This is a genomic window from Megasphaera sp. AF13-6AC (assembly GCF_027685385.1).
Lineage (GTDB): Bacteria > Bacillota > Negativicutes > Veillonellales > Megasphaeraceae > Megasphaera > Megasphaera micronuciformis.
On record NZ_JAQCUN010000001.1, the window covers coordinates 3,880 to 29,284 of the forward strand.

Genomic DNA, 25,405 nt, shown 5'->3' on the forward strand with positions numbered 1-25,405 from the left:
CCGGTTCTCGTGGCGGATGAAAAGGGAAATTTCGTCATTCCGCTTTTGTCGGGACACATAGGCGGTGCCAACGAGATTGCTCGAATGTTGGCTCGTCACTTGGGGGCTGTGCCGGTTATAACGACGGCAACGGATGTTAACGGTTTATTCGCCGTTGACGAATGGGCGGCACGCAAAGGGTTCTTTTTATCGTCGTTAAAGACAGCCAAAGCTTTTGCCGCTTCTTTGCTTGCAAGGGGAAGAGCCGGTGTTGTCAGTGACTTTCCTTTGACGGGAAGTTTGCCGCCGGGTCTTAGGTCAGGAATCCGTGAGGAAGCGGGCATGGCCGTTACCGTAAGAACGGATGTACATCCGTTTGCACAAACAGTATGTGTTCATCCGCCGTTTTTACATGTCGGTGTCGGTTGTCGACGCGGTAAAAGCGTCGAGGATCTCGAAGGATTCGTACGTGAGGTGTTGGAAAAGTCGAATTTATCCCCTCTAAGTGTAGCGGATATTAATACCGTTGATATTAAGGCTGATGAAAAGGGTTTGATAGAATGTGCCGAACGGTTCGGCGTGCCTCTGCGCACCTATTCAGCCGGCGAATTGATGAAGGTACCGGGAAGTTTTACGGCTTCCGATTTCGTTTGTTCTAAAGTCGGAACGGATAATGTGTGCGAACGGGCGGCTGTGGCTGCGGCAAAAGAGAGTGTGCCGCTTGTTCGCAAGCAAAGTCGTGACGGCATGACTGTAGCCGTGTTTGTAGAAAATAAAGAGATTTCATGGAAATAGGAGACAGTGATGAAGGGAAAAATTTATGTTATCGGTCTCGGTCCCGGCGGTAAGCAGGATATGACTTACAGGGCCGTAGCCGCCTTGCATGAATGTGATGTTATTGCAGGCTATACAACCTATATCGATTTGATTAAAGCCGATTTTGCGGATAAAGAGTTTATCGTTACCGGTATGAGAAAAGAAACGGAGCGGTGTAAGGCCGCTGTGGAAACGGCACGGCAAGGAAAAACCGTAGCCATGGTTTCAAGCGGTGATGCGGGTATCTACGGTATGGCGGGCATTATGTATGAAGTAGCCGAAGCGTATGGCGATGTGGAGATTGAAGTTGTTCCGGGCATTACGGCAGCCGGTTCGGGCGGTGCCTTATTGGGGGCTCCTCTGGTTGCCGATTCATGCCTTATTTCCTTGAGTGATTTATTGACACCGCTGGAAAAGATAATGAAACGCGTAGAGGCGGCAGCGGAGACTGATTTTGTCATTTGCTTATATAATCCGGCCAGCAAGGGTCGTCCCGATTATTTAAAGCAGGCTTGTCAGATTATTCGAAAATACAGAGAGGATAAAACGCCTGTCGGCATTGTACGCAATATCGGTAGAAGTGAAGAGTCGGTGCGTATTACGACATTGGTCGAAGCAACGGATGCTCAAGTCGATATGTTTACGACCGTCATTATCGGTAACAGCCGGACACGGGTTATTAAAGATAAGATGGTAACGCCGCGCGGTTATCACCTATGAGTTTGCGGATATGGATTGCCGCAGGCACGACGGAAGGCCGCCTGTTGGCAGAAGAACTGGCCTATGAAAATGTAGAATTAGCCGTTACGGTAGCTACGGAATACGGAGCATCGTTAATTATTGATAAGCCAAATGTGAGCGTTATTGATAAACGTCTCGATGATAGGGGTATGGCGGAATTTATCGATGAATTTAAACCGGACTTGGCCATTGATGCGACGCATCCTTATGCGGCCATGGTGACAGAGACGATGCGTCGCGTTTGCGAAAAAAAAGGTGTCGTTTATAAGCGACTGTTAAGACCTTTGACAGATGAAGAAGATTGCCTGCGATTTTCATCTGTTGAAGAGGCGGCGGCATGGCTTGACGAAAAAGAAGGTGTAATTTTTCTTACGACGGGGAGCAAGGATTTACATAAGTTTGCAACCATACGTAATTATAAACAGCGGCTTGCAGTGCGTATTTTACCTGTCCGCGAATCACTTGATAAGGCTTTAAACAACGGGTATGTGCCGTCTCGCATTATTGCTATGCAGGGGCCTTTTTCCGTAGACTTGAATACGGCCATGTTCAAAGAGTTTCAATCCGCTTGGGTCGTAACGAAGAATTCCGGTTCTATCGGCGGATTTTCACAAAAACTGGAGGCGGCACGAGCCGCAAAAGCTAAGCTGATTGTTATTGAACGACCTGAAGATGCGGGAAGCTCATATGAAGAAATACGAAGTTTTGTAAAGAGTCAGACGGAGGCATGAGATGCTGACAGTCCATATTATCGGGACAGGTCCGGGTTGTTCGGATCTGTTGACCAAACGGGCCGAAAAAGCCTTGAATGAGGCGACAATCGTTGTAGGTGATACACGACTGTTGCCTGAAATGACTGCGGGGAAACGGCGCATACAAACATATAAGGTTGATGAAATTTGGAAAATTGTCCAGGAAGCGGATAAAGAGAAAGATTGCCTTGCCGTTCTCGTGTCGGGAGATGTGGGTTTTTACAGCCTGGCCAAGTTATTTACAGACATACCGGGTTGTCGGATTGTTCGCCATCCCGGTATCAGCAGTCTCGTCTATTTTGCGGCACGCACGTCTACGAGTTGGGATGATATGTATCTCATGAGCCGTCACGGCAGAGACGGAAACCTTACCGGTGCCGTTATGACACATAAAAAGGTCTTTTGCCTTACAGGCGGAAAGGGCGGGTCCGTTCGGGACTTATGTGAAGAACTCTGTCGCAACGGCTTGGGGCAGGTCAAGGTAACGGTAGGAGAACGCCTTTCATATGAAGAGGAACGGATTTGTACTTTAACGGCATCTGAAGGCGCCAAAGAGGTATTCGATCCTTTAGCCGTCATGGTCGTTGAAAACGAAGGAGCTCAGCCGGTAGTCACTACTGTCCATGGTTGGGATGATTCACTGTTTTTGAGAGGCAAGGCGCCGATGACGAAACAGGAAGTACGTGCCTTAGCTATATCGAAACTTCGCCCCGAAGTCGATCACATCGTTTACGACATAGGTGCCGGGACAGGGTCTTGTTCCGTAGAATTGGCTTTTCAAGTGCCGTGCGGTAAGGTATACGGCTTTGAAATAAATGAAGAGGCCGCTTTGTTGGCAGAAGCTAATAAGGAACGGTTTAATGCCCGTAACCTGGAAATCATTCGCGGCAATGCCTTGGAAAAAATAGTGGATATGCCATGTCCCGATCGAGTCTTTATTGGCGGGACAAAAGGAAATTTGAAAGAAATTCTGGATATATTATATAAAAAGAACGCTTACTGCCGGATTGTTATTACGGCCATTACTTTGGAAACGGCAGGAGCCGTGGCGGCTTATTATAAAGAACATACGGATTATGAGTTGGAAACCACGCAATTGTTTGCTTCCGAGGGCAGGCGGGTCGGTCCGTATACCTTAATGGAAGGGCATAATCCCGTTTATGTTATGACGGCCTTTCGCAAGGAGGCGGAGCATGAAGGTCAGTAACGTAAGTAGGATTTTGTTGGCTGCTCCGTCCAGCGGTAGCGGCAAGACGACAGTCGTCATGGCCGTAACAGGGGCTTTTAAGCGCAAAGGTCTCGGTGTACGGGCCTTTAAAGTCGGGCCCGACTATATAGACCCCATGTTTCATCGTGCCGTAACGGGCGTGGAAGCACATAATCTGGACCTTTTCCTGTGCGGCGGTCACGGCAAGGGAGAAGACGTATGTAAGGAAATCCTTTCTCGACATGGTGAAAATGCGGATATTTGCGTTCTTGAAGGGGCTATGGGATTTTATGACGGACTGGGTCTTTCAAGCGATTTCAGTGCTTATGATACGGCATGTCGGTTGGAGACGCCGGTTGTGCTTGTTGTTAGCGGAAGGGGATCGGCTCTTTCAACAGCAGCCGTACTGAAGGGGCTTGCCGAGTTTCGCAGTGACAGTCATGTTGTCGGTTTTATCGTTAATCATGTAAAACCCGGAGTTTACCGCTTTTATAAGGAGTTGTGGGAAAAAGAATCGGGTCTTAAGGCGTACGGATGTTTTCCGGATTTACCGGAAGGGGCCTTGAAAAGTCGCCATTTAGGACTTGTAACAGCGGATGAAATTGTCGGTTTACAGCATAAAGCAAGAATTTTGGCAGAAGCGGCTCTGGAATATATAGACTTAGACGGCTTAGCAACCCTGGCAGAGGAAGCTCCTCCCGTATCTTATATACCCAAAGATATAAAAGCGGTCGGGCAGGCAACCATAGCCGTTGCCAAGGATGAAGCCTTTTGTTTTTATTATGAAGACGGTTTGAATGAATTGGTTCGTTACGGTGCAAAGATTGTTGAATTCAGTCCTCTACATGATAAACAATTACCTTCTTGTGACGGCCTCTACATAGGGGGAGGGTATCCGGAGCTTTATGCCGAAACTTTAAGTAACAATGAGTCAATGCGTCTCAGTATTCAAAAAGCCGTTCAGGCAGGTCTCCCTTGTGTAGGAGAATGCGGCGGGTATATGTACTTGTCCGAAAGTTTTCAGCATGAAGGTGCGGAACTCCCCATGGTTCATGTCGTGCCGGGAAGAATTTCCATGACGAACCGATTGGTCGGATTCGGTTATGCTGAAATGACGGCTCACGAAGATAATCTGCTTTGCTCGGCTGCAGAGACGATGAGGGCCCATGAATTTCATTATTCGCAAAGTACCGATGCAGGGGCTGCCTTTACCATCACGAAGCGGGGAAGACGAGCGGCGGGAGAGGCGGTTTTTGCTCAAGGGAGTATTTTTGCCGGCTATCCGCATTTTCACTTTAGCGGAGAAACAAAGGCCGCCGAACGATTCGTAAGGGCTTGTGTCGATTTTCGCAAGAAGGAGAAATAATGGATATAGAACACGTATTACCGCAAGATATTGAAAAGAGAAGTATGCAAATTATTGAGGAAGAGTTGGGAGAAGTGCGCCTGGATCCGGATAAGAAGGATATTATCAAACGGGTCATTCATACCAGTGCGGATTTTGAATACGCTCATAAGCTTCGATTCAGTAATGATGCGGTCGAGTCGGCACTGAATGCCATTCGTCACGGGTGTACCTTTCTGACGGATACCAATATGGCCTGCACAGGTATTAATGCAGGGGCTTTGAAGAAGACGGGCGGCGCGAAGATATGTTATATGGCAGATGACGAGGTAGCCGCCAAAGCCAAGGCGGATGGAACGACGCGGGCTACAGCCAGTATGGATAAGGCTTGCGATATAAAAGGGCCGCTTATTGTGGCCGTAGGGAATGCACCGACCGCCCTGTTTCGCTTGGCCGATTTAATCGATTCGGGTAAAATGGCACCGGACTTGGTTATCGGGGTGCCTGTCGGGTTTGTCAACGTTGTTCAAGCCAAGGAACGAATCATGACCTGCAAGGTTCCTTACATAGTTGCCGAAGGCAGGAAGGGCGGCAGTAATGTGGCGGCGGCTATTTGCAACGCTCTTTTATATAAGGTTACACGAGGCGAAGATACGAAATGATGATTCAAAAGGCGATACTTCATGTTTTGGATTTCGGCACAAGCATGTGCCTTCTTTCTCAAAAAGAGTTGGATTTATCTATTGAAACCGTCTATGATTATGTGTCCAAGCGTGTTGAAAAGTCGTTGCACGATCCGGCCGGACGAACGGGTATATTTTATGAAACGTCGGCAGTTAAACGGCAGTTGGAAGCCTATGTATCCCAAGACTTATCCTTTCAGGAGTTGGCCGACAGTTTGGCTAAAGCGGTTTTCGAGAGCTTGAAACTTCAGGCTGAGGCGGATACGACAGATCTTTTGGTCACATCTTTTAAGGATGAGGCACAAAGGGAGGGCCTGGCCCTTTTCTTTTTGGAAAACCGTACGGCTTATACACACCGGATTATGACGGATGAGGATGGAGTGTATAGCCAAATTATTGAATATCAGGCCATTTTACCGGGACTCATGCAAAAGGTCGAAGCCTATGTATTTATAGACTTGAGCGACTTTACGCTTCGTTTTGTCGATAAGAAACGAAGTATTAACGGTGAGGGCGTGTATGCTTTGCCTGAGTTGATTTTACAATGTACGACTGTATTATCCGGGAAGGAAACAGTGAAAAAGACCGAAAAGTTACTGACCAAAGTGGCCGAAGAATACGGTAAGAACCCTGTCGAGGCATTGGCCAAGGGAAAGCAGTATTTGGCACAAACGGCTGAAACAGGCAGCAGCTTTGCCCCTCAAGCTTTCGGTGAAGCCGCCTTTGCAGGCGAGCCCGCTTTGCAGGGGACCTTTACGGAGAAACTGAGACAGGCTGAAGACATACCGAAAGAAGTGAAGGTGGAATCTCGTTTCGCTGAACGGACGGGTACGGTACATAAAATAAAGACGGATACGGGTATTGAAATTACCTTCCCGTCCTCCTATATGGAAAATCCCGATTTTATACAATTTTTCACAAGGCCTGACGGAACCTTGTCTATTGAATTAAAGGGAATCGGTAAAATTATTAATAAGTAAAACAAAGAGGCCATGACCTGTAAGGTCATGGCCTTTAAGTGCTAGCCTTATTTATTGGACAGGTTCATCACATATGATGCCGTCATATCTACAGAGAGAACATCAATCCAGTGAAAAACGGAAAGAACACGGCAAACTGCAAAGATACGGCTGTGGTCTTGAATAAAAGCGCGTACGTCGGCGAAGCGTTCCTTTTCTGAAGGCAATGATAAATAGCCTGAAACGGCACTGTCAATTAATTCGTTTGTCGGCCATTCTTCACGGAAGCAACTTTGAAGAAAGAGAAATAAGTCGATGGTTTGCGGGTCGGTTTTTAAAAAAGGCACCTTATTTTCCCAGTCCAGGAAGGTGATTTTTTGTTCTTGTCCATGCCATGTAATGTCGCGGATTGCCGGGCGACCGTGCCAAAATCCGTGAGAGTGAAGGGTCGCCAAGGCGTGTCCGGCGTTAAAGAAAATATTCTTACTTTCTTCAACCGAGAGTCTTTTAGCTACTACTTGTAAAGGGGTTCCCGTGTCCTCGGTAACGATAAAGTCATCGCATAATAAGACAACGGGAGGGGCCAAGGGAACCGCTTCATTTACAGAAAGCATTTTATAAGCTTCTCTGTAGAAAGCCGTATCGGGACTGCTCTTGGCAAAGGTGTTACGTCCGTTGCTCATGCGGCGCTTAATATAGTAATTTATATCGTTATATATAAAGGGAATGACGCGACGTTGAGCGTTTTTTTCAATAGCCAGTAAGGCGGCGGATTTCAGCTTTTTATCCAACATAATATACCTTTCTTTGACGTAAATCAGTATAAATTCAGTATAGACAGGACTGTTTTTTCTGTCAATGAACAGGAGAATATCGTTACAGGACTTCATAAGTTGCAGAGCCGTATTTGACGAATTTACAGCCATAGTATAGAATTATAGAAACTTATGTTATTTAGTTATTAATTGGAGGCACTCTATGAAATCTACGAAAAAAGGTCTGTTATTTGCTGCACTTGCCGTTTCCCTGGCTACACTTCCGGGGCAATTTGCTCAAGCCCGGGATGTTGCGGCACAACCTGTAGACGTAGCAACGGCACAGGCTATGGTTAACCAGTGGAATAAGAATTGGTATGCAGCCGACGGCCAATTCATTATGTCACTTGAAGGCGGTAATATTAACGGATGCCCCATTTTGAGCGGCTCTGTTGCTCGCACGGATAGAGAAACCGTCGGTAACTTTAAGATTCAGGAACCGGAACGGGTTCGTGATATTGTTATTAAGCACAGCGGCATGGGGATGCATGAACAGCTGGTTATTGATAATGTGTGGAACTTGTCGCCGTATAACTATGCGGCACATTATGAATCGGTAGGGGGTATTTACCTCGGCGAAACAAAGGCACAGGTTGAAGCTGTTTACGGCAAGCCTATTCGTTCCAACTGGACGTCTGAGGTTGAAACGTGGTACTACGACAGCATTGGATTACAAATGGACTTTGAAGCAGGCCGTGTCGTATCGATTACCTTTAAGGCAACTGGCGATCGTCGTTTAGATCGGACGGGCTTTGATTGCAAGACAAGTCCTGAAGAATTTGCACGCCTTTATCCTACCGGCGCAGTTCCGCAAAAGGGCGGCGTTTACTATATTGCAGACGGTGAATTCCTAGACTTTACGAATTACCCCGACTCCCTTACCTTATCCATTTATAATCATCATGTACAGGAACCGCAGTATGTTCCTCAAAAAGCTTTATAAGAGTGTAGATAATGCAATGAAAAGGCAGCTCCGAGAGGGGCTGCCTTTTGTGTCTTTTCGATTCGGACGAACTGCAGCATTTACAAGGGGTGGGGTCCATATTAGAATAAAGGCTGTATGAGCATCATAGATTCGTAGGGGAGAAGGTGCTGTGGGACAAATGAAGATACAACAAGAGATTATTAAAAAAGTGAATGCCTATATAGCCAATCGTCGGCGAAGAATATATGAGAACGGGAAAAAGAATGTTCACTCGGAGGAGGTGTTCGGATGACGCTGTTATATCGAAAAATTTTCAGGACGTATGTCGGACAAGATGTTTACACAGCTTAAAGCTAAACTTGCAAAAAAAGAAGAATCTTTTGCGGAGCGCTTACTGCGTCTTATTGATGAAAGCGGCATGACGGATGCGGAAGTGTATAAACGGGCAGGCATCGATCGTAAGTATTTTTCAAAGCTTAGAAATGAGAAAGAGCGGATTCCGAAGGCCAAAGTTGTATATGCTTTTATTTTTGCCTTGCAACTGAGTCTTGGGGAAGCAAAAAAACTGCTAGCCTCAGCGGGATACGCTGTTTCGCCGGCTCGAGATTTCGATCTGGTTATGGAATTTTGTATTATTGAAGGATACGATATTGATGAAGTGAACGAGATTTTATTTGCCATGAACTTGCCTTCTCTTACGTAAATGTCGCCTTTCAGGCGACCTGTAGACCTTTCGAATTTGCTACAATAGGGACAAAACACTTCGGAGGTCAAGATATGTCTATTTTAAATGTTTTGCAATTATTACTCGTTTTCCCTTTTTCGGCTGCATCGTGTCGGAAATGCCCTTATCGCTTGGGCATTATTCAGTGTATTTGTAATCCGTGTCCTGCCTGTAGGCAGGGCGGGTACAAGATGTTTACCGGATATGCCTATGAAAAATGTCGTGTTTCTGACAAGGGGCAGGTATGGTTGATTGAAAACAAGTACAAGTAAAAAGAAAAGGGTGCAATAGGAGAGATACTCCCGTTGCACCCTTTTCTATAAGGGCCGAAACGATAATCTTGCTGTTTTGGGTGAAAGGCCTTCTTTTCAGAAGGCGGGGGTTTGCGGCCCGAAGGGGGGCTATTAGAATACGCCCTGTTCAACCATAGCCGTAGCTACACGTTCGAAACCGGCAATGTTAGCACCTGCTACCAGGTTATAGCCGAGGCCGTTACGTTCTGCAGCGTCGACGGAATTCTTGTAAATCGTGTCCATAATATTCTTCAAGCGAGCGTCGACTTCTTCTTCAGTCCATACGAGACGTTCGCTGTTCTGGCTCATTTCCAGAGCGGAAACGGATACGCCGCCGGCGTTAACGGCCTTGGACGGAGCGACAACCATATCTTTTTGTTCCAAGAGATATTTCAAAGCTTCGTTCGTTGTCGGCATGTTGGCAACTTCGATGTAGTAACGAACGCCGTTAGCAACGATTTGTTTAGCTTCTTCCATGTGAACATCGTTTTGCATAGCCGAAGGCATGACGATGTCGGCTTTAACACCCCAAGGCTTCTGACCGGCATGGAATTCTACGCCGAACTTATCAGCATAATCCTGAACGCGGTTACGGCCGCTCGTACGCATTTCAAGGAGGTAATCAATCTTTTCGGGCGTTGCGACACCTTCGGGATCGTATACATATCCGTCCGGGCCGGAGAGGGTAACAACTTTGGCACCCAATTCGGCAGCTTTTTTACAAATACCCCAGCAAACGTTGCCGAAACCGGAAGCGGCAATCGTTTTGCCTTTAATATCGACATTATCATGTTTGAGTACGTTTTCCAAGTAGTAAACGGCACCGTAGCCCGTTGCTTCCGGACGGATAAGGGAACCGCCGTAGCTGAAGCCTTTACCTGTGAGGACGCCGTTTTCGAAAGTACCTTTTAAGCGGCGATATTCACCGTAGAGGAAACCGATTTCACGACCGCCTACGCCCATGTCACCGGCAGGTACGTCAATGTCCGGGCTGATATAGCGATACAGAGCCTGCATGAAGCTTTGGCAGAAACGCATGATTTCGGCATCCGATTTGCCGGAAGGATCGAAGTCGGAGCCACCCTTGCCGCCGCCGATAGGAAGACCTGTCAAAGCATTTTTGAAAATCTGTTCGAAACCGAGGAACTTAATGATACCGGGATATACGTTCGGCTGGAAACGAAGGCCGCCTTTGTAGGGCCCGATTGCACCGTTGAACTGACAGCGATAACCGATATTCGTGTGGATTTCGCCCTTGTCGTCTTCCCAGACAACGCGGAAAGTGAACATTCTTTCCGGTTCAACAATACGATTCAAGATATCGAATTTTTCATATTCGGGATGTTTTTCGATAACCGGTTCGAGAGAAGATAATACTTCTTCAACCGTTTGCACGAATTCCGGTTCATTGGCATGTTTCTTCTTCACGTTTTCGATTACCGATGCGAGATACTTGTTCATTAAAAAATCCTCCTTTTACACCTTTGGTTTAATTGGAATGATACGTTAATCTTTTGCGAGGCAAGATGGCAGATAACTTTGTAAGTCATCTCATAGATTTTTTTTCCTCGCTTACCTGCTTTTACTATAGCATTTTTATAATTACTTGTGAACAGTACAAGGTTTAACGTTGCTTAATTAGGGAAGGTTAAAAGAGTAACAATCTGTAATTATTTAAGATAATGTTAGATAAAATTATAAAATTAAAAAGAAGGAATAATAAATAACTTTAAATTATTTTAATTATACTTTTAAATCATAGATGGCAAGGCATGTATATAAAAACAATCTGTATAAAAATATCCCCTTCAAGAATGAATCATGAAGGGGATAAGATATTATTTTCCGCGCAGGCAGATTGCCGGAAAACGGGGTAAGGGAAGGTTTTGTAAAAAGGCGGCACAGGTTGCCGCAGCCACGGTAACGAATATATAAATAAAGATGATCGGCAGGGCACTCAAAACGATGCCGAAGTGGGCTGCCGTTCCCGTACAAAGGCTGAGAAATACAGGATGTACCAAGTAGACAAGATAGGATTTATCGCCTAAGAAGGAGAATAGCCTATCCGTATTGACGGAGACGGGGCGACATTGCCACAGGTAAAGAAAAAAGAGAATAGATGACAAGGTGTAGATCATACCGACGGGACTCAGTTGGTGAACAGTATACACCGCACCGAGTGCATCATAGTGAAGCACGTGCATGACACCGATGTAGGAGGCAACCATGGCGGCGGCGGAGAAGACTTGGAAAAGGATGATCCCCTTGCCATGGTGAGATAAGAAGGCCGTAACGGCTTCAAATTTCTCAGCAGCGAAAGCCCCGAACATGAAAATAAATATATAGTGGAATACTACCCAGTTTAGTCGATAAGAAGCGGCGTCTTTCAGCCAGTCGTTCGTACCCGTATAGGTAAACAGATAGGATGACCAGAAATTAAAGGCCAGATTTGCCAGGAAGAGAATACTGAAGGAAAGAAAGGGGGCCTGTAACATGTAAGCTAACAGCCTGCGCCACAAGGGCATGAGAAGGTAAAACCAAAGGAGAATGACGAGAAAATATATGTGATACATGGCTAGCCCGTATGTCAGTGTTTTGAATACGGCAGAAGGACTGAAAATACCTAAATTGCGGCTGAGAACGGCTGTATACAACATATAAAAAAAAGACCAGGTTATATAGGGGAGCAATACGGTCTTAAGGCGTCTTTTTAAGTAAGCACCGTAGTCAAAAGGAGCTGACAGCGGTTGACTGCAGAACATGCCGAAGGCGGAGAGAAAAAAGAAGGCCGGCACGGAAAAGCGTGAGAGGATTTCCAAGAGACCGATAAGGGCCAGATTGGGAGTAGGATTTGAAAGCGCGGCGGAGCCTACGTGAATGCCGATAACACCGAGCATACAAAGGCCGCGCATATAGTTAATAGAGCGGATGAATCGTTTTGACATAAGCACCTCTATGACATACAATACACAATATATATGTGTTATTATAGCAATGCGGACGGCTTTTCGGTAGAGGTGATTTCCATGAATGACGGCAGATTGCGTAACTTAGTGCGAGGAGCTATACTTTTGGCTTTGGCAGTTGTATTGCAGGGAATGCGTTTGATAATACCCGTGCCGACACCGATAAGTATGTTTTTAATCGGTTCGGCCGTCAATGCCTGCCTGGTTCTTATTGCTCGTACGACAGGGCGTACGCAGGGTGTAACGGCAGCCGTATTATTGCCCGTTTTTGCTTGGTTGGAGGGAATGTTGCCCTTGTGGTTTTTCATCTTTCCCGTTATGGTCGGAAATATTGTTTTCGTACTTCTCGTCAATACGGCAAGGGGACGAGGAATTTACGGTGCGGCTTTTGTCAAAGCCTTCGTATTGTACAGTGCTTTTTTTGTGCTTTTACAAGTTGTTGAAGTTCCGAACAGAATCGGAGCCGGTATCCTTTTTGTCATGAGTTGGCCGCAAATCGTAACGGGTCTTATAGGTATCGGTATTGCCTTATATGCACAGAAGCGGTTGGCGGAAGTGGCGAAAAAATAAAGTGTTAGGAGTCGTCAAAGATGGATTTATTGCGTCAGATTCCCCTGATTATGGGGATTTTGTTTATAGCTATCGGTGGTTTTCACGGTTGGAAATTGCGTAGCGTCGTACGGCGTTGTACTGTTTATGCAGACGGAGTCGTAGCGGGATTTCATGAAGTTAAAACTCGCAGCGGGGTCATGTACTATCCGGTTATCGAGTTTTCAGTTGAGCATAAAGAAATTCGGGCAGAGTATAAATTCGGGGCTTCCGAATGGGATTTTAAGGCGGGAGATAAGGCGACACTGCGCTATAACCCGGGGAATCTCGAAGAGATTTATTTATATCATTCCTTACCCTTGTGGAAACAGTATTTATCACCGCTATGTATCATTATAGGCGGACTTATCTTTGTTTGGACGTATTCGTATTTTCTCTAAGGCGAGGTGAAGGTCGTGACGGAAGAAAGACAGGTCGATGTACAAGCCGCAACTGACGGTATACGACAGTTTTTAAATGCCTGGGGAATAGATTTAGAAAAGACCGGGATGGCGGATACCCCTATGCGGGTTGTTGAAGCGTACGGCGAATTCTTTTCCGGACTTAACCGTACGGATGAAGACCTTTGGAAGAACCCTATTCAAACGGACACGACAGGAATTGTCGCTCTTCGTAATTTAGAATATTATTCTTTGTGTGAACATCATTTATTGCCTTTCTTCGGAACCGTAAGTATTGCTTATTTGCCGAAAAACGGAAAAATAGCCGGCTTCGGCCGTTTTGCCGATGCCGTGGCCGTTTATGCCCGGCGTCCGCAATTACAGGAACGGATGACGGAGGAGCTATGCCAGAGTATAGAAAAAGGCCTTGATACGGCAGGGGTTCTGGTCATGGTCCGGGGCAGACATTTATGCCTTTCTATGCGCAATCCTCTAGCAGGAAAGTCGGAGATTATGACCGTTGCCGCACGAGGAGCTCTGGAAGCCGGGAGTTCCTTATATGAGAGAGCTTTAAAGCTACTGGAGGAACCGGGAGATGAATGAAAAAGAACGTCGCTATCAATGGTCGGACGGAAAAGAATTGATCATCGGTAAGAAGACCTTGGTCATGGGAATTTTGAATGTAACGAGTGATTCCTTTTCCGACGGAGGTAAGTGGAATACGGTAGACAAGGCTTTAGCGCATATGGAAGAGATGGTAAATGACGGAGCCGATATTATAGATATAGGTGCCGAATCCTCTCGTCCCGGCTTTGTTCCCGTCGGCGCCAAAGAGGAAATTGCAATTTTATCACAATTCTTACCGCATATTGTTAAAAAATGCCCCGTTCCCGTATCGGTAGATACGTTTAAAGCGGAAACGGCGGAATATGCGGCCAAAGAAGGTGTACATCTGCTTAACGATATCTGGGGATTGCAGTATGAAAAGGAACCGGGAGAAATGGCGGCAGTGGCTGCCAAGTACGGCCTTCCGGTCGTAGTTATGCATAACTGTAACAATACACATTATTCCGACATAATTAAAAACATGAAAGAGTTTTATAAGAAATCCCTTAATATAGCGGAAATAGCGGGTATCCCGAAGGAGCATATTATCCTTGACCCGGGTATCGGCTTCGGTAAAACCTTTGAGCAAAACATATATGTGTTACAAAATTTAAATAAATTTATGTCGCTTCCCTATCCCTTTCTTTTGGGAACCTCGCGCAAGGGATTTTTGGGGAAAATCCTCGATATGCCCGTAACGGAGCGTGTTGAAGGGACCGGAGCTACTTGCGTTTTGGGTATAGCTGCAGGCTGTAACATTGTGCGCGTCCATGATGTCAAAGAGATTGCCCGCATGTGTCGTGTAGCCGATGTATTGTGCGGGAACGAGAATTTTAGTGTACAATAACGGAGGAAGGTCAAATGGATGAAATAATCATTACCGGAATTGCCTGTAAAGGCTATCACGGGTGCCTTCCGGAAGAACGAGTAAAAGGGCAGCCTTTTATTGTAGATTTGGCCTTACGACTGGATTTGAAGGATGCCGGTTTGACAGATGACTTACAACGTACGATTGATTACGGTGAAGTCTGTAACACTGTAGTCGCCATTGTCGAAGGAAAGCCGTTCAACTTAATCGAATCTTTGGCTTATGCTATTGGAGACAGATTGTTGGAACAGTTTTCTCTTTTGGTTTCCGTCGCAGTTACAGTGCACAAACCCGAAGCACCTATCGGTTGCTCCTTCACGGATGTAGCCGTGCGGACAGAGAGATTCAGACATGAATAGATTTTATATCGGACTGGGGTCCAACAGTGGGGACAGAGACGAGTATATGACTCGTGCTCTACAAAGCTTGGGAGCGGATAAGGATATAAAGGTACAAGGTTTTTCTTCCCTTTATGAAACGCCGCCGTGGGGGGTTACGAATCAACGGCCCTTTTTAAATGCCGTCGTCGTCATCGACACGGATTTAAAAGGAGAAGCTTTGTTGCGACGTTGCCGTACTATAGAAGCGGAGTTAGGCAGAGTTCGTCACTGTAAGTGGGGCACCAGGACGATTGATCTGGATTTACTTTTTTCGGAACGGGAAGAGTGTCATACGGAGTTTTTGGAAATGCCTCATCCGTATTTAACACAACGAGCTTTCGTACTGGTACCGTTAATGCAAGTTGCAGGTAATTGCGAGATACAAGGGAAACCGCTGGGTGACTGGTTGAGCCGGCTGACGAATGTGAATGAAATCAAGGAAGTAAAACGGCCTGTGAGGGGGTATTTGCAATGGAAAGAATTTTAATTGCCGATGATGAAGCGTTAATGAGACAGCTTGTTGCCGATTTTTTACGTCCCGAAGGATATGAAGTCCTGGAAGCGGTAGACGGAAAACAGGCTTTGGACATTTTTAATGAACAGAAGCCGGACTTGGTCCTGCTGGATGTCATGATGCCCGGTTATGACGGTTGGACGGTGTGCAGAGAAATTCGCCGCACATCGACGGTTCCTATTATCATGATTACGGCGAAAGATGAAGAAATCGACCAACTCTTTGCCTATGATTTAGGTGTGGACGATTATATTACAAAGCCTTTCAGCCCGAAACTTTTGGTAGCTAAAATGAAGGCGTTGTTGCGCAGATTACACGGTGAAGGGGAAGAAAACGGCGCCGATGCCGTACCGGCGGAAGGTGTGGCCATTGACCGTGAAGCGCATCAGGTTCTTATTGACGGTAAGAGTACGGATCTCAGTCCGACGGAATATAAATTACTCAATTATTTGATGACGAATGCCGGAAAGGCTTTGAGTCGTCGCCAGATTTTGAATAAAGTTTGGAACTATGAGTATTACGGGGATCTTCGGACGGTTGATACTCATATTAACCGATTGCGTATTAAATTGGGGAATCGCGGTTCTTATATCCAAACAGTCCGCGGTTACGGGTATCGCTACGATAAACAACAATGAGAAACGTTTCGCTTCGCCAAAAAGTCGGGTTCGGCCTTGTGGGCTTTACCCTTACCTTTGTATTGACCCTGATTTTAGTCATCGGGTTTGCCTTTGAGCCCATTTATTACGGGATTCAGCGGCATAATATGGCAACCTTGGCTGAAGACGTCGGCCGCATCTATAAGGCCGAAGGGTCTACGGGTATTCAGAAAATCAATGAACTTACCGACTCGACAAATGCCGATGTCTTCGTCATTGATCAAGGCGTGCTGGTATATCTATCGGGTGCGGATCGTACTAGGGTTTTGAGTGATTCCACCGAAGAGGAGACGGCATCGCAGGGACGCCGATTAATACAGTCGGCCAGGGCGAATGTGCCTCAGCATATTCGTATTATCGTATCTTTGTTGCGCGGGTACGACCCGCCGGAAGAAGATTTGAACAAGATTATGTACTACACGGATAATAATAGTGACAGTATTCGGTTTTACAGTCTTGTTTCCCGCATTAGTGATCATGCGTATGTAACTATAAGTCAGCCCTTGGCACCGTTGCGGGAAAATGTAAAAATTGTTCAGCGGTTTATCCTGATGTTAGGGCTTATTTGGATGGCCTTGGCTTTGTGGGGAGCTTTCCATTATTCAAAGAAATTGACCGATCCTTTATATGAATTAAAAGGGATTGCTATGCACATGGCTCATCTTGATTTTTCGCGCAAATGGGAGCGAACCGGTACGAGTGAAGAAATCAGTATGGTCGGCGAGACTCTGAATACCCTGTCATCTAAGCTGAATCAGGCGCTGGAAGACTTGCAACAGAGTAATACGGCCTTGCAAATTCAGCTGGACAAGGCAACTGAAATCGAGTACATGCGCAAATCCTTCATATCCGCCGTGTCTCATGAATTAAAGACTCCCTTAGCCATCATTCAAGGCTATGCGGAGGCCTTGGAAGATTTGCAGAATCTTCCCGTAGAGACGCAGGAACACTATTGTTCGGTCATTTGCTCGGAAACGAGGAAGATGGACGGCCTGGTTCGTGACCTGCTCAACTTATCGCGATTGGAAGCAGGGCGGTTGCAACTGGAATTGACGGATTTTGATTTCGCCGCTTTGATGGAAGAATCGAAGATTCGTTTCAAAGAGCCGGCGGAAGAAAAGGGCATTCACCTGTTCTGGACTTTGCCTGACGAAATGCCTTGTTACGGCGACCCGGGACGCTATGATATTATTCTCAACAACTTCTTATCCAATGCCATCGATTATACGCCTGTAAACGGTTGTATTAAAGTAACCGTTACGGTGGAAGAATCGGACTATTTGGTAGAAGTTTTTAACGAAGGTGAGACAATACCGGAAGAGTTCCATACACGTATATGGGAACCCTTTTTCAAGGTCGACTCGTCGCATACGCGAGATGCTCAGCGTAAGTTCGGCGGACACGGATTAGGTCTCGGCATTGTCGCGTCATTACTTACCTTGCACGAACAGCGGTATGGTGTACGCAATGAAAAAGACGGTGTTACCTTCTGGTTCACCGTCGCAAAAGAAAAATAGTATATTGTTCTTAAAATGCTCTTGTCCCCAAAGAGGGATGAGAGCACTTTTTTAAAGTCAGCCTGTCAATGAGATGTCCCGCTTCCTCCAAATCGATGTCATCCTTTTTTCCGTTGTGTTCAAAAACACAGATGGGGTGCTCCGTGCCGACTTCGCCGCCGGGCAAGTAAATATATTCCTGTGTTTTCGTATCGCCGAAGATAATACCGGCCAGTAGGTGTTTTTTAGCAATTTGGCTCATCTTAATGGTCCTTATTCATAATTTCGCTTATATCCAAGAGTTTGCAGTCTCTGTAGTCCGCCGATACTAGGTGCAACAGAGTACCGTTAAAGACACGGGGGAACATGGTATTCGGTTGCATGCCGTGTAAATGGCCGAACACACAGAGAGGAACTTTGTATTTTTCCAATAATTCCGTAAATCCGCTCGGTTTGGTCAAGTCGCAGACCGGCGGGTAGTGGAGCAGTAATACGGTATGGCGACAACCGAGCTTTTCCGCTTCCTGAAGCGTTCTCTCAACACGTAAGAGTTCGCGCCTGTACGGCTTGTCGTCTTGAGGTGAACGATAGTGAATATCGCCGGGGCTGATCCATCCGTGGGTGCCGCAAACGGCAAATTCCTTGTTTTCCGTTTCCATAACCGTACCGTAGAGGTAGTACATATTATTTTCGTTATCCAGACGGTTGAGCTTACCGGCACTTTCCCACCAATAATCGTGGTTGCCGCGAATAATAATTTTTTTACCCGGCAGAGCTCTGATTTCGTCCAAGTCCTCTTGAGCTTCTTTAAGGTGCATAGCCCAAGAGGTATCGCCGGCAATGAGAACCGTATCGTCATTACTTACACGCGAACGCCAGTCTTCTTGAATTCGTTGCCAATGATTTGTCCAACGCGGGCCGAAGACGTCCATCGGTTTTTTCGCAGGCGTTCCGGATAAGTGCAAATCTCCTATTGCAAATAAACGCATAGATTAATCCTTTATTGATAAAAGTTTATTTTTTAAAGCTCGGACTGTTTCCAGGCGAGAATTTTCGTCCGTAATTTGAGGGATTCTATATCCTACGTACAACGGATTGGTCAAAAAGCGGGGAACCGCTTTGGCAAAGATTCCCGGTTTTTCGGGGAAATAGTAAAAGTAAAGATTATAACTGTCCGTAAATTGAGCGTAACGTTCAGTTATGTATCCGGCTGTCAACTGTAAGTACCGGGAAAAATCGCTAAAGCCGCGGTCATGATGAAGAATCAGGTTGAATTCGTTGAAACCTATAAGGGGATGATCGGAAAGATTTACTTCCAAATCGGGTGTAGCCAAGACGACTTGACCTTTTAAGTGTTCAATACGTACGTCGCAATGGTAGTCATACTCTTTCAAACCGATGACCTGCATGTGCGGATGGTGGATAGTCCCGCCGGAAAGACGCCCGTAGTTGCGGTAAAAGAGGACGGACTTAAATTGCTTGTTCTGTCTCATAATCATCCACTTCGACACGGCAAAATGCAGTAAGCTTTCAGCATATTCAGGCGTGTAACGGGTAAACTCGCCGTCGTCATTGTCCGTTTCTATGATTAAGGTCGGATCCGTATTTTTTAAAACGGGAAAGGCATTTTTAAGCCAGATCATAGGGCCCTTTTTATCTAAAATCCCTTTTAAATGAGGAACATCACAAAAGGGACAATACTTTTCGTGTCGCCGTACCGTATTCGGTTTTTGTTTACCTATGGCCAAATCGAACTCTAACGGCTTATCGTAGTCCCTGTTTGTCATCGTATCGCTCCTTCCGTGTAGTATATATTGTAGCATACTGAATATGGTTTTTAAATCGTGTGATATAATTAAGCATATTGAGTGAAAAGGAAATATACAGGTGAAAAATTCAGATAAGTGGCCACTCTTATTGTTGGAGTGGTTTAGTAAAAACCGCCGACACCTGCCCTGGCGCAGTGAAGGTAAGCGAGATCCTTATGCCGTATGGGTGTCGGAAGTCATGTCGCAGCAAACCAAGGTAGAGACTGTAAAACCGTATTATGAAAGTTGGATGGAGCAATTCCCTTCCGTAGCGGAACTGGCTGCTGCGGATGAGCAGGATGTCTTGCGTCAGTGGCAAGGATTGGGATATTATTCGCGAGCTAAAAACTTGCTGACTGCCGTACGGGAAGTTCAAAATAAATACGGTGGTGTTATTCCCAGTGAAAAAGCGGAACTGCTTACCTTGAAAGGTGTAGGCGACTATACGGCAGGAGCTATTTCAAGTCTTGCCTATAATCGTCCCGTAGCGGCTGTAGACGGCAATGTTTTGCGTGTTCTGGCAAGGTTATACAAGATTGAAGAAAATATTTTGTCGACAAAGGTAAAAAAAGAGGTTACACGACTCGTAGAGTCACAGATTCCGACAGGTAGAGCCGGAGATTTCAACGAAGCTCTCATGGAATTCGGTGCCGTTGTTTGCATTCCCAAGTATCCGAGGTGCTCGGATTGTCCCTTAGCCGATTTTTGCGAAGCCAAGGTTGCGGGTATGGAGAAGGTCTTGCCCGTGCGTCTTGCTTCTAAAAAACAGGCTGAAGAGCATTATGCCGTATTAGTGTGTCGCAGAAATGAGTCCGTCCTGGTCAGGCAGCGGCCGGACCAGGGACTTCTGGCGTCTATGTGGGAGTTTCCGGCTGTACGAGGCGAAGACGGACAGGCAGAAGATAAGCTGCGGGACTTAATGGCGTCCGTAGGAATATCCGTTTTCGTAGAGCCTGAGGTCGTTATGAATATTAAACATGTTTTTTCTCATAAAAAATGGCATCTTTCCGTATACGAAGGCCGATATACGGGTGGAAATTTGACGGAAAAGGAGAAGTGGCAGTGGTTGCCGGTTTGTGAGTACACGTCTTTGCCATGGGCGGGGCCGCACGGTAAGATCACAGCTTTATTATCATGAAAGGTTGGTTTTTAGTTCTCTTTCTAATCATTACTGCCGGCGGATCCGCCCTGTCGGCCGCCGCTTTTTTCTATATTACAAAATCTCAATCAAAGTTTGTAAAGATTCTTGTTTTTTCCCTTTGTACTCTTGTCATTGCCATAGGTGTACGTTTTTATGAGGAGACATACTATAGCTTTTATGACATGCCGTATGTTAAGGGATTGCAGTATGCAGCTATGGCCGGGTTGGATTGGTTGATGACCTGGTTTGCTCTTCTTCCTTTAGGAATTGTAGGGACGGCTGTCGTCTTTATAAAAAGACACGGGAGAAAGGGCGGAGTTTATAAGGTCCATAGTGTCGACACAGGGCGGCGGAGGTTTTTGAAGAGGGCCGTTTTAGTTCCCGTCGGTGCGGGACTTGTTACGACTTTCGGACTGACGGACGGGAACGCTCGCGTCGTTACAGAGCGACAGAGTCTCAGCTTTAAGTCTCTGCCGGCCGAATTGGACGGCTATATTATAGGTCACATATCGGATATGCACGTAGGTGTTTTCTTAGGGGCGGACGATTTAGGCAGAGCTATTGACGAGGTAGTTGAAAATAATGCGGATATGCTCGTCATTACGGGCGATTTAGCTGACGAAATGTGTCTGGTACCCGAGTGCGGAGCCGTATTGGCCGAGAAGGCATCCCGTTTTCGCGACGGCATATATTTTTGTTACGGTAATCACGAATATTTTCACGACGTACAATATATGACGACTATGTTAAAAAATGCGGGAGTGCATATTTTACGTAATGAAGGGGTTGTTATTCGGCCGCAGCGCTTTCCCGGTCAAGCTTTTTTTCTGGCAGCTACGGATTACAGCTTTGCCAAGACGAGGGACGCTTTTGAACGGCAGGCGAAGGAGTTTACGAAGCAGGCTCTTCAAGGCAGGCCCCAGGACATGTTTACCGTTTTATTAGCCCATCATCCCGATTTTTTCGATTCGGCCGCAGCAGCCGGCGTGTCTTTAGTTTTGTCAGGTCATACGCACGGCGGACAGCTGATTTTCGCAACACCCGTAGCATCTCTTAAATATGCGTATTTAAGAGGGCTGTATCGTCAGGGAGATACCTATTGTTATGTTAACCGGGGGACGGGGCATTGGTTGCCATTGCGCATCGGTTGTTCCAGAGAAATTACGATTCACACCTTGCATAGGGGATAGGAAAAGTGATTGACGACCGGTCGGGACTATATTACTATTATCAAGCAAGTATATAGAAGATATTTAAAGGAGGCTTATGCTCATGAAAATAGCAGTACCCTATGAAGACGGAAAGGTGTTTCAGCATTTCGGCAGGGCGAAAGAAATCAAGCTGTATACGGTCGAAAACGGTTCCGTAACGGCGGCTCACCTCGTTACCAATGAAGCGGAAGGTCACGGAGCCATGACTCGGCTTTTGAAAGAATTGGGTGTCAATATCGTTATTTGCGGTAATATCGGCGGTTGTGCACAGAAGGCCGTACGTGAAAGCGGAATGGAGCTGTATGGGGGTGTCATGGCTCGTGCCGATGATGCGGTTAACGCATTTTTATCAAACAATCTTGCATATGATCCCGAAGTGGGGTGTCACGAATTTGATGATGACCCCAATCATACGTGTCAAGGGTAATAAGTTTTACTCAAAGAGAACTGCGTAAACATTATGTTTCGCAGTTCTTATGTTGTTTAAGGAAGGAGGGGAGAGGTAATGAAGTTCGGCGGCCCTATTGATATGTTGCACGGCTCGTTATGGGATAAGGTGTTGGCCTTTACGTTGCCACTGGTGGCAACGGCTTTGTTGCAACAATTATACAATGGTGCGGATTTGACAGTGTTGGGACGATTTGTAGGCAAACAGGCTATGGCGGCTGTAGGCAACGACATTCCCGTAGTAGGGCTTTTTTTATCCCTCCTGCTCGGATTATCCTTGGGAGGGAATGTAGTCGTTGCCCAGCTTTTGGGCGGCGGTAAGTATAAAGAAGCCTCAAAGGCTGTTCATACAGCCTTTGCCCTGTCTCTGATTATAGGCGTCCTGCTTCTTGTTGTTGGTCAGGTATTTGCCGTTCCGGCCTTACATCTTCTGGGAGTTCCCAAAGAAATACTACCGGAAGCGGAATTATACATGCGTATTTATTTTTCCGGAGTACCCTTTGTCAGCCTTTATAACTTTCAGGCGGCTTTATTTCGCAGTCGCGGAGAAGTTACCATACCTTTGGCTGCTTTATTTGTAGCCAGTATGTTGAATATAGTTTTGGATTTAATAAGTGTAACCGTCTTTGATTTGGGACTGGTCGGAGTGGCGGGAGCTACGGTTATTGCCAATATGACGGCATCGGGCATTTTATTCTTTGCTCTATATAAAAGGAACGATGTCCTGTCCATTCGAGTTAAGGACTTGGTCTTTCATAAAGAACATTTAAAGAGCATGTTGTCTATCGGTATGCCGGCAGGAATTCAAGGAATGGTTTTCTCCGTAGCCAACCTTATCATTCAAACGGCTATTAACAGTTTGGGTCCCGATGCCATGGCCGCATCGGCGGCTTCTTTTATCTTGGAAATTAATGTTTATGTTATTCTTATGTCCTTCGGGCAGGCGACTACAACCTTTGTAGGACAAAATTTCGGAGCACGGCAGATTCATCGTTGTCGGCAGGTTACGACGTTATGTATGAAAATGAGTGTCGCCGTATTTGTCGTTATGGCGGCCTTTGTGTATGTTAAAGGGGAAGCTGTGCTGCATATCTTCACGAGTGATCCGGCTGTCATAGAGTTGGGGTTAATTCGCATACACTATGTTGTCGAATTGGAGATTTTGAATATTTGTATGGAAATCCTTTCCGGTGCCATGCGCGGCTACGGCTTTTCCCTACCGCCGGCTATTGTGACACTCATCGGTATTTGTGCTGTGCGGATTGTTTGGGTATATACGGTTTTTGCCGCCAATCCCGGATTTTCCGTCCTTATGATGATTTATCCTATCAGCTGGGGTATTACAACTGTATTGTTATTTGCCTTATATAGGTGGTATATGTATCGTCTGGCGGGGCGACTGAAAGAGGGGCACCGAGTCTAAAGTATACTACAGTAGTGTTGTAAAGAGCCTTGATGACGTGTTATAATTTAGTCAAAATCATAGATTATGGAGTAACAGAGGTGTTTTAATATGAGAACCAATACGGGTACGATAGAAGAAGTGTTGCCTAACGGCATGGTACGTATACAGACCAATCGTAACAGCTTATATTCGCCGTGCAGTGCGTCCCTTTGTGCCGACAATGTGGTTATAGATGCAGTCAATAAGATCGGTGCAAAAAAAGGTGAATATGTGGAATTTACGATTCCCGATGAACATATGGTATCGGGAGCACTGTTGTGTTTCGGGTTACCGCTGCTTCTTATTTTGTTGTGCGCCGTTGCCGGTGCCTATATAGGCCCGCAGGCTTTCGGGACGTCGACACAAAACGGGGCGATTATCGGGTTTTGTATCGGTATACCTATTGCCATCGCAGCCATTAAGACTTATGACCTGGTTATGAAGTCGCATAATAACAGATCGGAAGTTATTGCCCTTGTAGATGAAGAATAGGAGAGATATATATGATGCTTGCAACGGGGACGAAAGCCCCTGATTTCACACTAAAGGATCAAGGGGGAAAAGCAGTCAGCTTATCTGATTTTAAAGGTAAGAAGGTCGTTCTGTATTTTTACGCTGAAGACGATACAAAGGGGTGCACCAATCAAGCCCAACGCTTTGCGGAATTACAGCCGGAGTTTGCAGACAAGAATGCTGTCATTGTCGGCATCAGTAAGGATACGGCAGAGTCTCATAAGAATTTTGCCGAGAAATATAGTCTGCCCTTTACCATCTTGGCGGATCCGGATAAAAAAGTTATCAATATGTACGGTGTATGGGGTGAAAAGAAACTGTACGGTAAGACCGTAACAGGGCTTATTCGCACAACGTATATTATTGACGAAGAAGGTATGATTGAAAAAGTATTCCCCAATGTACGGGCTGCGTATAACGCAGGCAAGATGTTAAAAGAAATATAAAGTAGATGCAGATATAAAGAAAGAACGGTATGGAAGATTCATTTTCCATGCCGTTCTTTTTTGGTGCAGAATTTTATAAACTTTTATCCGCTTTTATAAGGCCGAGCCAGCCGGCTGTATCGCATCGTTTTAAGCGAATGTGATCGAAAGGATATTTAATAATACTTTGGGGACAGACCTTTTTTAAGGTTGTTAAACTCTTTAAAATATTACTGTTCGTCGCCGTGGAAAAAGGAATGACGGTTTTTTCTTTTAAGTCGCAGCGACTTAAAAATTTGGAGAAAAAGACGGGTATGTCGGAAAACCATACGGGAAAGCCTATGAAAACTGTATCATACGATGAAAGGTCTGGAACGGGAGTAGCCGTTTCGGGAACTATATCCTTTTTACGTTCTTTGCGTACGCGTAAAATCGATTGTAAATAGTTTCCATACGGTTCTTTCGGTTCCACTTTTAAAGTATCGCAAGGAATAGTTTGACAAACTCGATGGGCCAGAGCCTCCGTGTTTCCCGAACGGGAACAGTATAATATAATGGCCTTCATATAATCATCTCCCTTACGGAAAAAAGGCATAGATTCATTGTACCTTTCAAAACACACTTTGTCCAATACAAGAAGATGAAAAAAATAATGTATACATGAGTTTGCGTAATTGACAGGCAGGAGCTCCATCCGTA

31 protein-coding genes are annotated in these 25,405 nt (G+C 45.8%); 24 read left to right on the forward strand and 7 right to left on the reverse strand.

Annotated features, from left to right (window positions below; translation table 11 throughout):
- From PGX78_RS00030 to PGX78_RS00060, 7 genes are all read left to right on the forward strand, one after another.
- Positions 1–774: cobalt-precorrin 5A hydrolase (locus tag PGX78_RS00030; RefSeq protein ID WP_270444468.1), on the forward strand; the 774-nt coding region annotated here is incomplete at its 5' end.
- 9 nt (positions 775–783) lie between these two features.
- Positions 784–1,515 (forward strand): precorrin-3B C(17)-methyltransferase, encoded by a 732-nt coding sequence (gene cobJ, locus PGX78_RS00035; RefSeq protein ID WP_270444470.1) that lies wholly within the window; start codon positions 784–786, stop codon positions 1,513–1,515.
- Complete coding sequence (cobK, locus tag PGX78_RS00040; protein ID WP_270444472.1) at positions 1,512–2,267, forward strand: precorrin-6A reductase; 756 nt, start codon at positions 1,512–1,514, stop codon at positions 2,265–2,267. Before cobJ ends, cobK begins: the two co-directional genes overlap by 4 nt.
- Before the next feature lies 1 nt (position 2,268).
- Positions 2,269–3,495 carry a precorrin-6y C5,15-methyltransferase (decarboxylating) subunit CbiE gene (gene cbiE / locus PGX78_RS00045; protein WP_270444475.1) on the forward strand — a complete coding sequence of 409 codons (1,227 nt, stop codon included), beginning with the start codon at positions 2,269–2,271 and terminating at the stop codon, positions 3,493–3,495.
- The gene (locus tag PGX78_RS00050) at positions 3,482–4,861 is read left to right on the forward strand and encodes a cobyrinate a,c-diamide synthase (RefSeq protein WP_270444478.1); all 1,380 of its coding nucleotides are present in this window, start codon (positions 3,482–3,484) and stop codon (positions 4,859–4,861) included. Before cbiE ends, PGX78_RS00050 begins: the two co-directional genes overlap by 14 nt.
- Positions 4,861–5,502, forward strand: coding sequence for a precorrin-8X methylmutase (locus PGX78_RS00055; RefSeq protein ID WP_270444480.1), 642 nt, complete (start codon positions 4,861–4,863; stop codon positions 5,500–5,502). The genes PGX78_RS00050 and PGX78_RS00055 overlap by 1 nt, the downstream gene beginning before the upstream one ends.
- Positions 5,499–6,503: a nucleoid-associated protein gene (locus PGX78_RS00060; protein ID WP_270444483.1), complete on the forward strand. Its 1,005-nt coding sequence runs from the start codon at positions 5,499–5,501 to the stop codon at positions 6,501–6,503. The genes PGX78_RS00055 and PGX78_RS00060 overlap by 4 nt, the downstream gene beginning before the upstream one ends.
- Before the next feature lie 47 nt (positions 6,504–6,550).
- Here PGX78_RS00060 and PGX78_RS00065 read toward each other — a convergent pair whose 3' ends face one another.
- Entirely contained in the window at positions 6,551–7,276 is a 726-nt protein-coding gene (locus PGX78_RS00065) for a hypothetical protein (RefSeq protein WP_040774299.1), read from the reverse strand.
- A gap of 184 nt (positions 7,277–7,460) precedes the next feature.
- On the opposite strand from PGX78_RS00065, the gene PGX78_RS00070 reads away from it, so the two are divergent.
- The 3 genes from PGX78_RS00070 (at position 7,461) to PGX78_RS00080 (ending at position 9,218) form a co-directional block, all read left to right on the forward strand.
- Positions 7,461–8,240 (forward strand): hypothetical protein, encoded by a 780-nt coding sequence (locus PGX78_RS00070; RefSeq protein WP_270444487.1) that lies wholly within the window; start codon positions 7,461–7,463, stop codon positions 8,238–8,240.
- A gap of 304 nt (positions 8,241–8,544) precedes the next feature.
- Complete coding sequence (locus tag PGX78_RS00075; RefSeq protein ID WP_270444490.1) at positions 8,545–8,925, forward strand: helix-turn-helix domain-containing protein; 381 nt, start codon at positions 8,545–8,547, stop codon at positions 8,923–8,925.
- A gap of 74 nt (positions 8,926–8,999) precedes the next feature.
- On the forward strand, positions 9,000–9,218 hold the full coding sequence (locus PGX78_RS00080; RefSeq protein ID WP_270444492.1) for a hypothetical protein: 219 nt from the start codon (positions 9,000–9,002) through the stop codon (positions 9,216–9,218).
- A gap of 132 nt (positions 9,219–9,350) precedes the next feature.
- Here the strand turns inward: PGX78_RS00080 and gdhA are convergent, their stop codons facing one another.
- Positions 9,351–10,700, reverse strand: coding sequence for an NADP-specific glutamate dehydrogenase (gene gdhA, locus PGX78_RS00085; protein WP_270444494.1), 1,350 nt, complete (start codon positions 10,698–10,700; stop codon positions 9,351–9,353).
- A gap of 377 nt (positions 10,701–11,077) precedes the next feature.
- Entirely contained in the window at positions 11,078–12,184 is a 1,107-nt protein-coding gene (locus tag PGX78_RS00090; RefSeq protein WP_270444496.1) for an acyltransferase, read from the reverse strand.
- 81 nt (positions 12,185–12,265) lie between these two features.
- On the opposite strand from PGX78_RS00090, the gene PGX78_RS00095 reads away from it, so the two are divergent.
- Genes PGX78_RS00095 through PGX78_RS00130 form a run of 8 tightly spaced genes read left to right on the forward strand, consistent with a single transcriptional unit; the run spans position 12,266 to position 17,738 of the window.
- On the forward strand, positions 12,266–12,775 hold the full coding sequence (locus PGX78_RS00095) for a hypothetical protein (protein ID WP_270444498.1): 510 nt from the start codon (positions 12,266–12,268) through the stop codon (positions 12,773–12,775).
- A gap of 20 nt (positions 12,776–12,795) precedes the next feature.
- Complete coding sequence (locus PGX78_RS00100) at positions 12,796–13,194, forward strand: DUF3592 domain-containing protein (protein WP_270444501.1); 399 nt, start codon at positions 12,796–12,798, stop codon at positions 13,192–13,194.
- Positions 13,195–13,209: 15 nt separating this feature from the next.
- Positions 13,210–13,797, forward strand: coding sequence for a GTP cyclohydrolase I (gene folE, locus PGX78_RS00105; RefSeq protein WP_333523787.1), 588 nt, complete (start codon positions 13,210–13,212; stop codon positions 13,795–13,797).
- Positions 13,790–14,647 carry a dihydropteroate synthase gene (folP, locus tag PGX78_RS00110; RefSeq protein WP_270444506.1) on the forward strand — a complete coding sequence of 286 codons (858 nt, stop codon included), beginning with the start codon at positions 13,790–13,792 and terminating at the stop codon, positions 14,645–14,647. Before folE ends, folP begins: the two co-directional genes overlap by 8 nt.
- Positions 14,648–14,661: 14 nt before the next feature.
- On the forward strand, positions 14,662–15,027 hold the full coding sequence (gene folB, locus PGX78_RS00115; RefSeq protein WP_270444509.1) for a dihydroneopterin aldolase: 366 nt from the start codon (positions 14,662–14,664) through the stop codon (positions 15,025–15,027).
- Positions 15,020–15,535, forward strand: coding sequence for a 2-amino-4-hydroxy-6-hydroxymethyldihydropteridine diphosphokinase (gene folK / locus PGX78_RS00120; protein ID WP_270444511.1), 516 nt, complete (start codon positions 15,020–15,022; stop codon positions 15,533–15,535). Before folB ends, folK begins: the two co-directional genes overlap by 8 nt.
- Positions 15,520–16,200 (forward strand): response regulator transcription factor, encoded by a 681-nt coding sequence (locus PGX78_RS00125; RefSeq protein ID WP_006942320.1) that lies wholly within the window; start codon positions 15,520–15,522, stop codon positions 16,198–16,200. Before folK ends, PGX78_RS00125 begins: the two co-directional genes overlap by 16 nt.
- Complete coding sequence (locus PGX78_RS00130; RefSeq protein ID WP_270444514.1) at positions 16,197–17,738, forward strand: sensor histidine kinase; 1,542 nt, start codon at positions 16,197–16,199, stop codon at positions 17,736–17,738. The genes PGX78_RS00125 and PGX78_RS00130 overlap by 4 nt, the downstream gene beginning before the upstream one ends.
- Positions 17,739–17,748: 10 nt before the next feature.
- Here the strand turns inward: PGX78_RS00130 and PGX78_RS00135 are convergent, their stop codons facing one another.
- Genes PGX78_RS00135 through PGX78_RS00145 form a run of 3 tightly spaced genes read right to left on the reverse strand, consistent with a single transcriptional unit; the run spans position 17,749 to position 19,504 of the window.
- Complete coding sequence (locus PGX78_RS00135; RefSeq protein ID WP_270444516.1) at positions 17,749–17,979, reverse strand: hypothetical protein; 231 nt, start codon at positions 17,977–17,979, stop codon at positions 17,749–17,751.
- A 1-nt stretch (position 17,980) separates the two neighbouring features.
- Positions 17,981–18,706 (reverse strand): metallophosphoesterase, encoded by a 726-nt coding sequence (locus tag PGX78_RS00140; RefSeq protein ID WP_270444518.1) that lies wholly within the window; start codon positions 18,704–18,706, stop codon positions 17,981–17,983.
- A gap of 3 nt (positions 18,707–18,709) precedes the next feature.
- A complete protein-coding gene (locus tag PGX78_RS00145; RefSeq protein WP_270444520.1) occupies positions 18,710–19,504 on the reverse strand; it encodes a DUF4931 domain-containing protein in 795 nt (264 codons plus the stop codon).
- Between the two features lie 100 nt (positions 19,505–19,604).
- On the opposite strand from PGX78_RS00145, the gene mutY reads away from it, so the two are divergent.
- From mutY to bcp, 6 genes are all read left to right on the forward strand, one after another.
- Positions 19,605–20,663, forward strand: coding sequence for an A/G-specific adenine glycosylase (gene mutY, locus PGX78_RS00150; RefSeq protein WP_270444523.1), 1,059 nt, complete (start codon positions 19,605–19,607; stop codon positions 20,661–20,663).
- Positions 20,660–21,856, forward strand: a complete 1,197-nt coding sequence (locus tag PGX78_RS00155; RefSeq protein ID WP_270444525.1) for a metallophosphoesterase — start codon at positions 20,660–20,662, stop codon at positions 21,854–21,856. The genes mutY and PGX78_RS00155 overlap by 4 nt, the downstream gene beginning before the upstream one ends.
- Before the next feature lie 82 nt (positions 21,857–21,938).
- On the forward strand, positions 21,939–22,304 hold the full coding sequence (locus tag PGX78_RS00160) for a NifB/NifX family molybdenum-iron cluster-binding protein (protein ID WP_270444527.1): 366 nt from the start codon (positions 21,939–21,941) through the stop codon (positions 22,302–22,304).
- 78 nt (positions 22,305–22,382) lie between these two features.
- Positions 22,383–23,747 (forward strand): MATE family efflux transporter, encoded by a 1,365-nt coding sequence (locus PGX78_RS00165; RefSeq protein WP_270444529.1) that lies wholly within the window; start codon positions 22,383–22,385, stop codon positions 23,745–23,747.
- A gap of 90 nt (positions 23,748–23,837) precedes the next feature.
- Positions 23,838–24,260, forward strand: a complete 423-nt coding sequence (locus PGX78_RS00170; protein ID WP_006942329.1) for a SoxR reducing system RseC family protein — start codon at positions 23,838–23,840, stop codon at positions 24,258–24,260.
- An 11-nt stretch (positions 24,261–24,271) separates the two neighbouring features.
- Positions 24,272–24,727 (forward strand): thioredoxin-dependent thiol peroxidase, encoded by a 456-nt coding sequence (gene bcp / locus PGX78_RS00175; protein ID WP_270444532.1) that lies wholly within the window; start codon positions 24,272–24,274, stop codon positions 24,725–24,727.
- A gap of 73 nt (positions 24,728–24,800) precedes the next feature.
- Here the strand turns inward: bcp and PGX78_RS00180 are convergent, their stop codons facing one another.
- Positions 24,801–25,271 (reverse strand): flavodoxin, encoded by a 471-nt coding sequence (locus PGX78_RS00180; protein WP_270444535.1) that lies wholly within the window; start codon positions 25,269–25,271, stop codon positions 24,801–24,803.
- Positions 25,272–25,405 lie beyond the last annotated feature (134 nt).

Bases quoted from the DNA above. Each gene is read 5' to 3' on its own strand.
- cobJ (WP_270444470.1), top strand. From the start codon at position 784: ATGAAGGGAAAAATTTATGTTATCGGTCTCGGTCCCGGCGGTAAGCAG.
- cobK (WP_270444472.1), top strand. From the start codon at position 1,512: ATGAGTTTGCGGATATGGATTGCCGCAGGCACGACGGAAGGCCGCCTG.
- cbiE (WP_270444475.1), top strand. From the start codon at position 2,269: ATGCTGACAGTCCATATTATCGGGACAGGTCCGGGTTGTTCGGATCTG.
- PGX78_RS00050 (WP_270444478.1), top strand. From the start codon at position 3,482: ATGAAGGTCAGTAACGTAAGTAGGATTTTGTTGGCTGCTCCGTCCAGC.
- PGX78_RS00055 (WP_270444480.1), top strand. From the start codon at position 4,861: ATGGATATAGAACACGTATTACCGCAAGATATTGAAAAGAGAAGTATG.
- PGX78_RS00060 (WP_270444483.1), top strand. From the start codon at position 5,499: ATGATGATTCAAAAGGCGATACTTCATGTTTTGGATTTCGGCACAAGC.
- PGX78_RS00065 (WP_040774299.1), bottom strand. From the start codon at position 7,276: ATGTTGGATAAAAAGCTGAAATCCGCCGCCTTACTGGCTATTGAAAAA.
- PGX78_RS00070 (WP_270444487.1), top strand. From the start codon at position 7,461: ATGAAATCTACGAAAAAAGGTCTGTTATTTGCTGCACTTGCCGTTTCC.
- PGX78_RS00075 (WP_270444490.1), top strand. From the start codon at position 8,545: ATGTCGGACAAGATGTTTACACAGCTTAAAGCTAAACTTGCAAAAAAA.
- PGX78_RS00080 (WP_270444492.1), top strand. From the start codon at position 9,000: ATGTCTATTTTAAATGTTTTGCAATTATTACTCGTTTTCCCTTTTTCG.
- gdhA (WP_270444494.1), bottom strand. From the start codon at position 10,700: ATGAACAAGTATCTCGCATCGGTAATCGAAAACGTGAAGAAGAAACAT.
- PGX78_RS00090 (WP_270444496.1), bottom strand. From the start codon at position 12,184: ATGTCAAAACGATTCATCCGCTCTATTAACTATATGCGCGGCCTTTGT.
- PGX78_RS00095 (WP_270444498.1), top strand. From the start codon at position 12,266: ATGAATGACGGCAGATTGCGTAACTTAGTGCGAGGAGCTATACTTTTG.
- PGX78_RS00100 (WP_270444501.1), top strand. From the start codon at position 12,796: ATGGATTTATTGCGTCAGATTCCCCTGATTATGGGGATTTTGTTTATA.
- folP (WP_270444506.1), top strand. From the start codon at position 13,790: ATGAATGAAAAAGAACGTCGCTATCAATGGTCGGACGGAAAAGAATTG.
- folB (WP_270444509.1), top strand. From the start codon at position 14,662: ATGGATGAAATAATCATTACCGGAATTGCCTGTAAAGGCTATCACGGG.
- folK (WP_270444511.1), top strand. From the start codon at position 15,020: ATGAATAGATTTTATATCGGACTGGGGTCCAACAGTGGGGACAGAGAC.
- PGX78_RS00125 (WP_006942320.1), top strand. From the start codon at position 15,520: ATGGAAAGAATTTTAATTGCCGATGATGAAGCGTTAATGAGACAGCTT.
- PGX78_RS00130 (WP_270444514.1), top strand. From the start codon at position 16,197: ATGAGAAACGTTTCGCTTCGCCAAAAAGTCGGGTTCGGCCTTGTGGGC.
- PGX78_RS00135 (WP_270444516.1), bottom strand. From the start codon at position 17,979: ATGAGCCAAATTGCTAAAAAACACCTACTGGCCGGTATTATCTTCGGC.
- PGX78_RS00140 (WP_270444518.1), bottom strand. From the start codon at position 18,706: ATGCGTTTATTTGCAATAGGAGATTTGCACTTATCCGGAACGCCTGCG.
- PGX78_RS00145 (WP_270444520.1), bottom strand. From the start codon at position 19,504: ATGACAAACAGGGACTACGATAAGCCGTTAGAGTTCGATTTGGCCATA.
- PGX78_RS00155 (WP_270444525.1), top strand. From the start codon at position 20,660: ATGAAAGGTTGGTTTTTAGTTCTCTTTCTAATCATTACTGCCGGCGGA.
- PGX78_RS00160 (WP_270444527.1), top strand. From the start codon at position 21,939: ATGAAAATAGCAGTACCCTATGAAGACGGAAAGGTGTTTCAGCATTTC.
- PGX78_RS00165 (WP_270444529.1), top strand. From the start codon at position 22,383: ATGAAGTTCGGCGGCCCTATTGATATGTTGCACGGCTCGTTATGGGAT.
- PGX78_RS00170 (WP_006942329.1), top strand. From the start codon at position 23,838: ATGAGAACCAATACGGGTACGATAGAAGAAGTGTTGCCTAACGGCATG.
- bcp (WP_270444532.1), top strand. From the start codon at position 24,272: ATGATGCTTGCAACGGGGACGAAAGCCCCTGATTTCACACTAAAGGAT.
- PGX78_RS00180 (WP_270444535.1), bottom strand. From the start codon at position 25,271: ATGAAGGCCATTATATTATACTGTTCCCGTTCGGGAAACACGGAGGCT.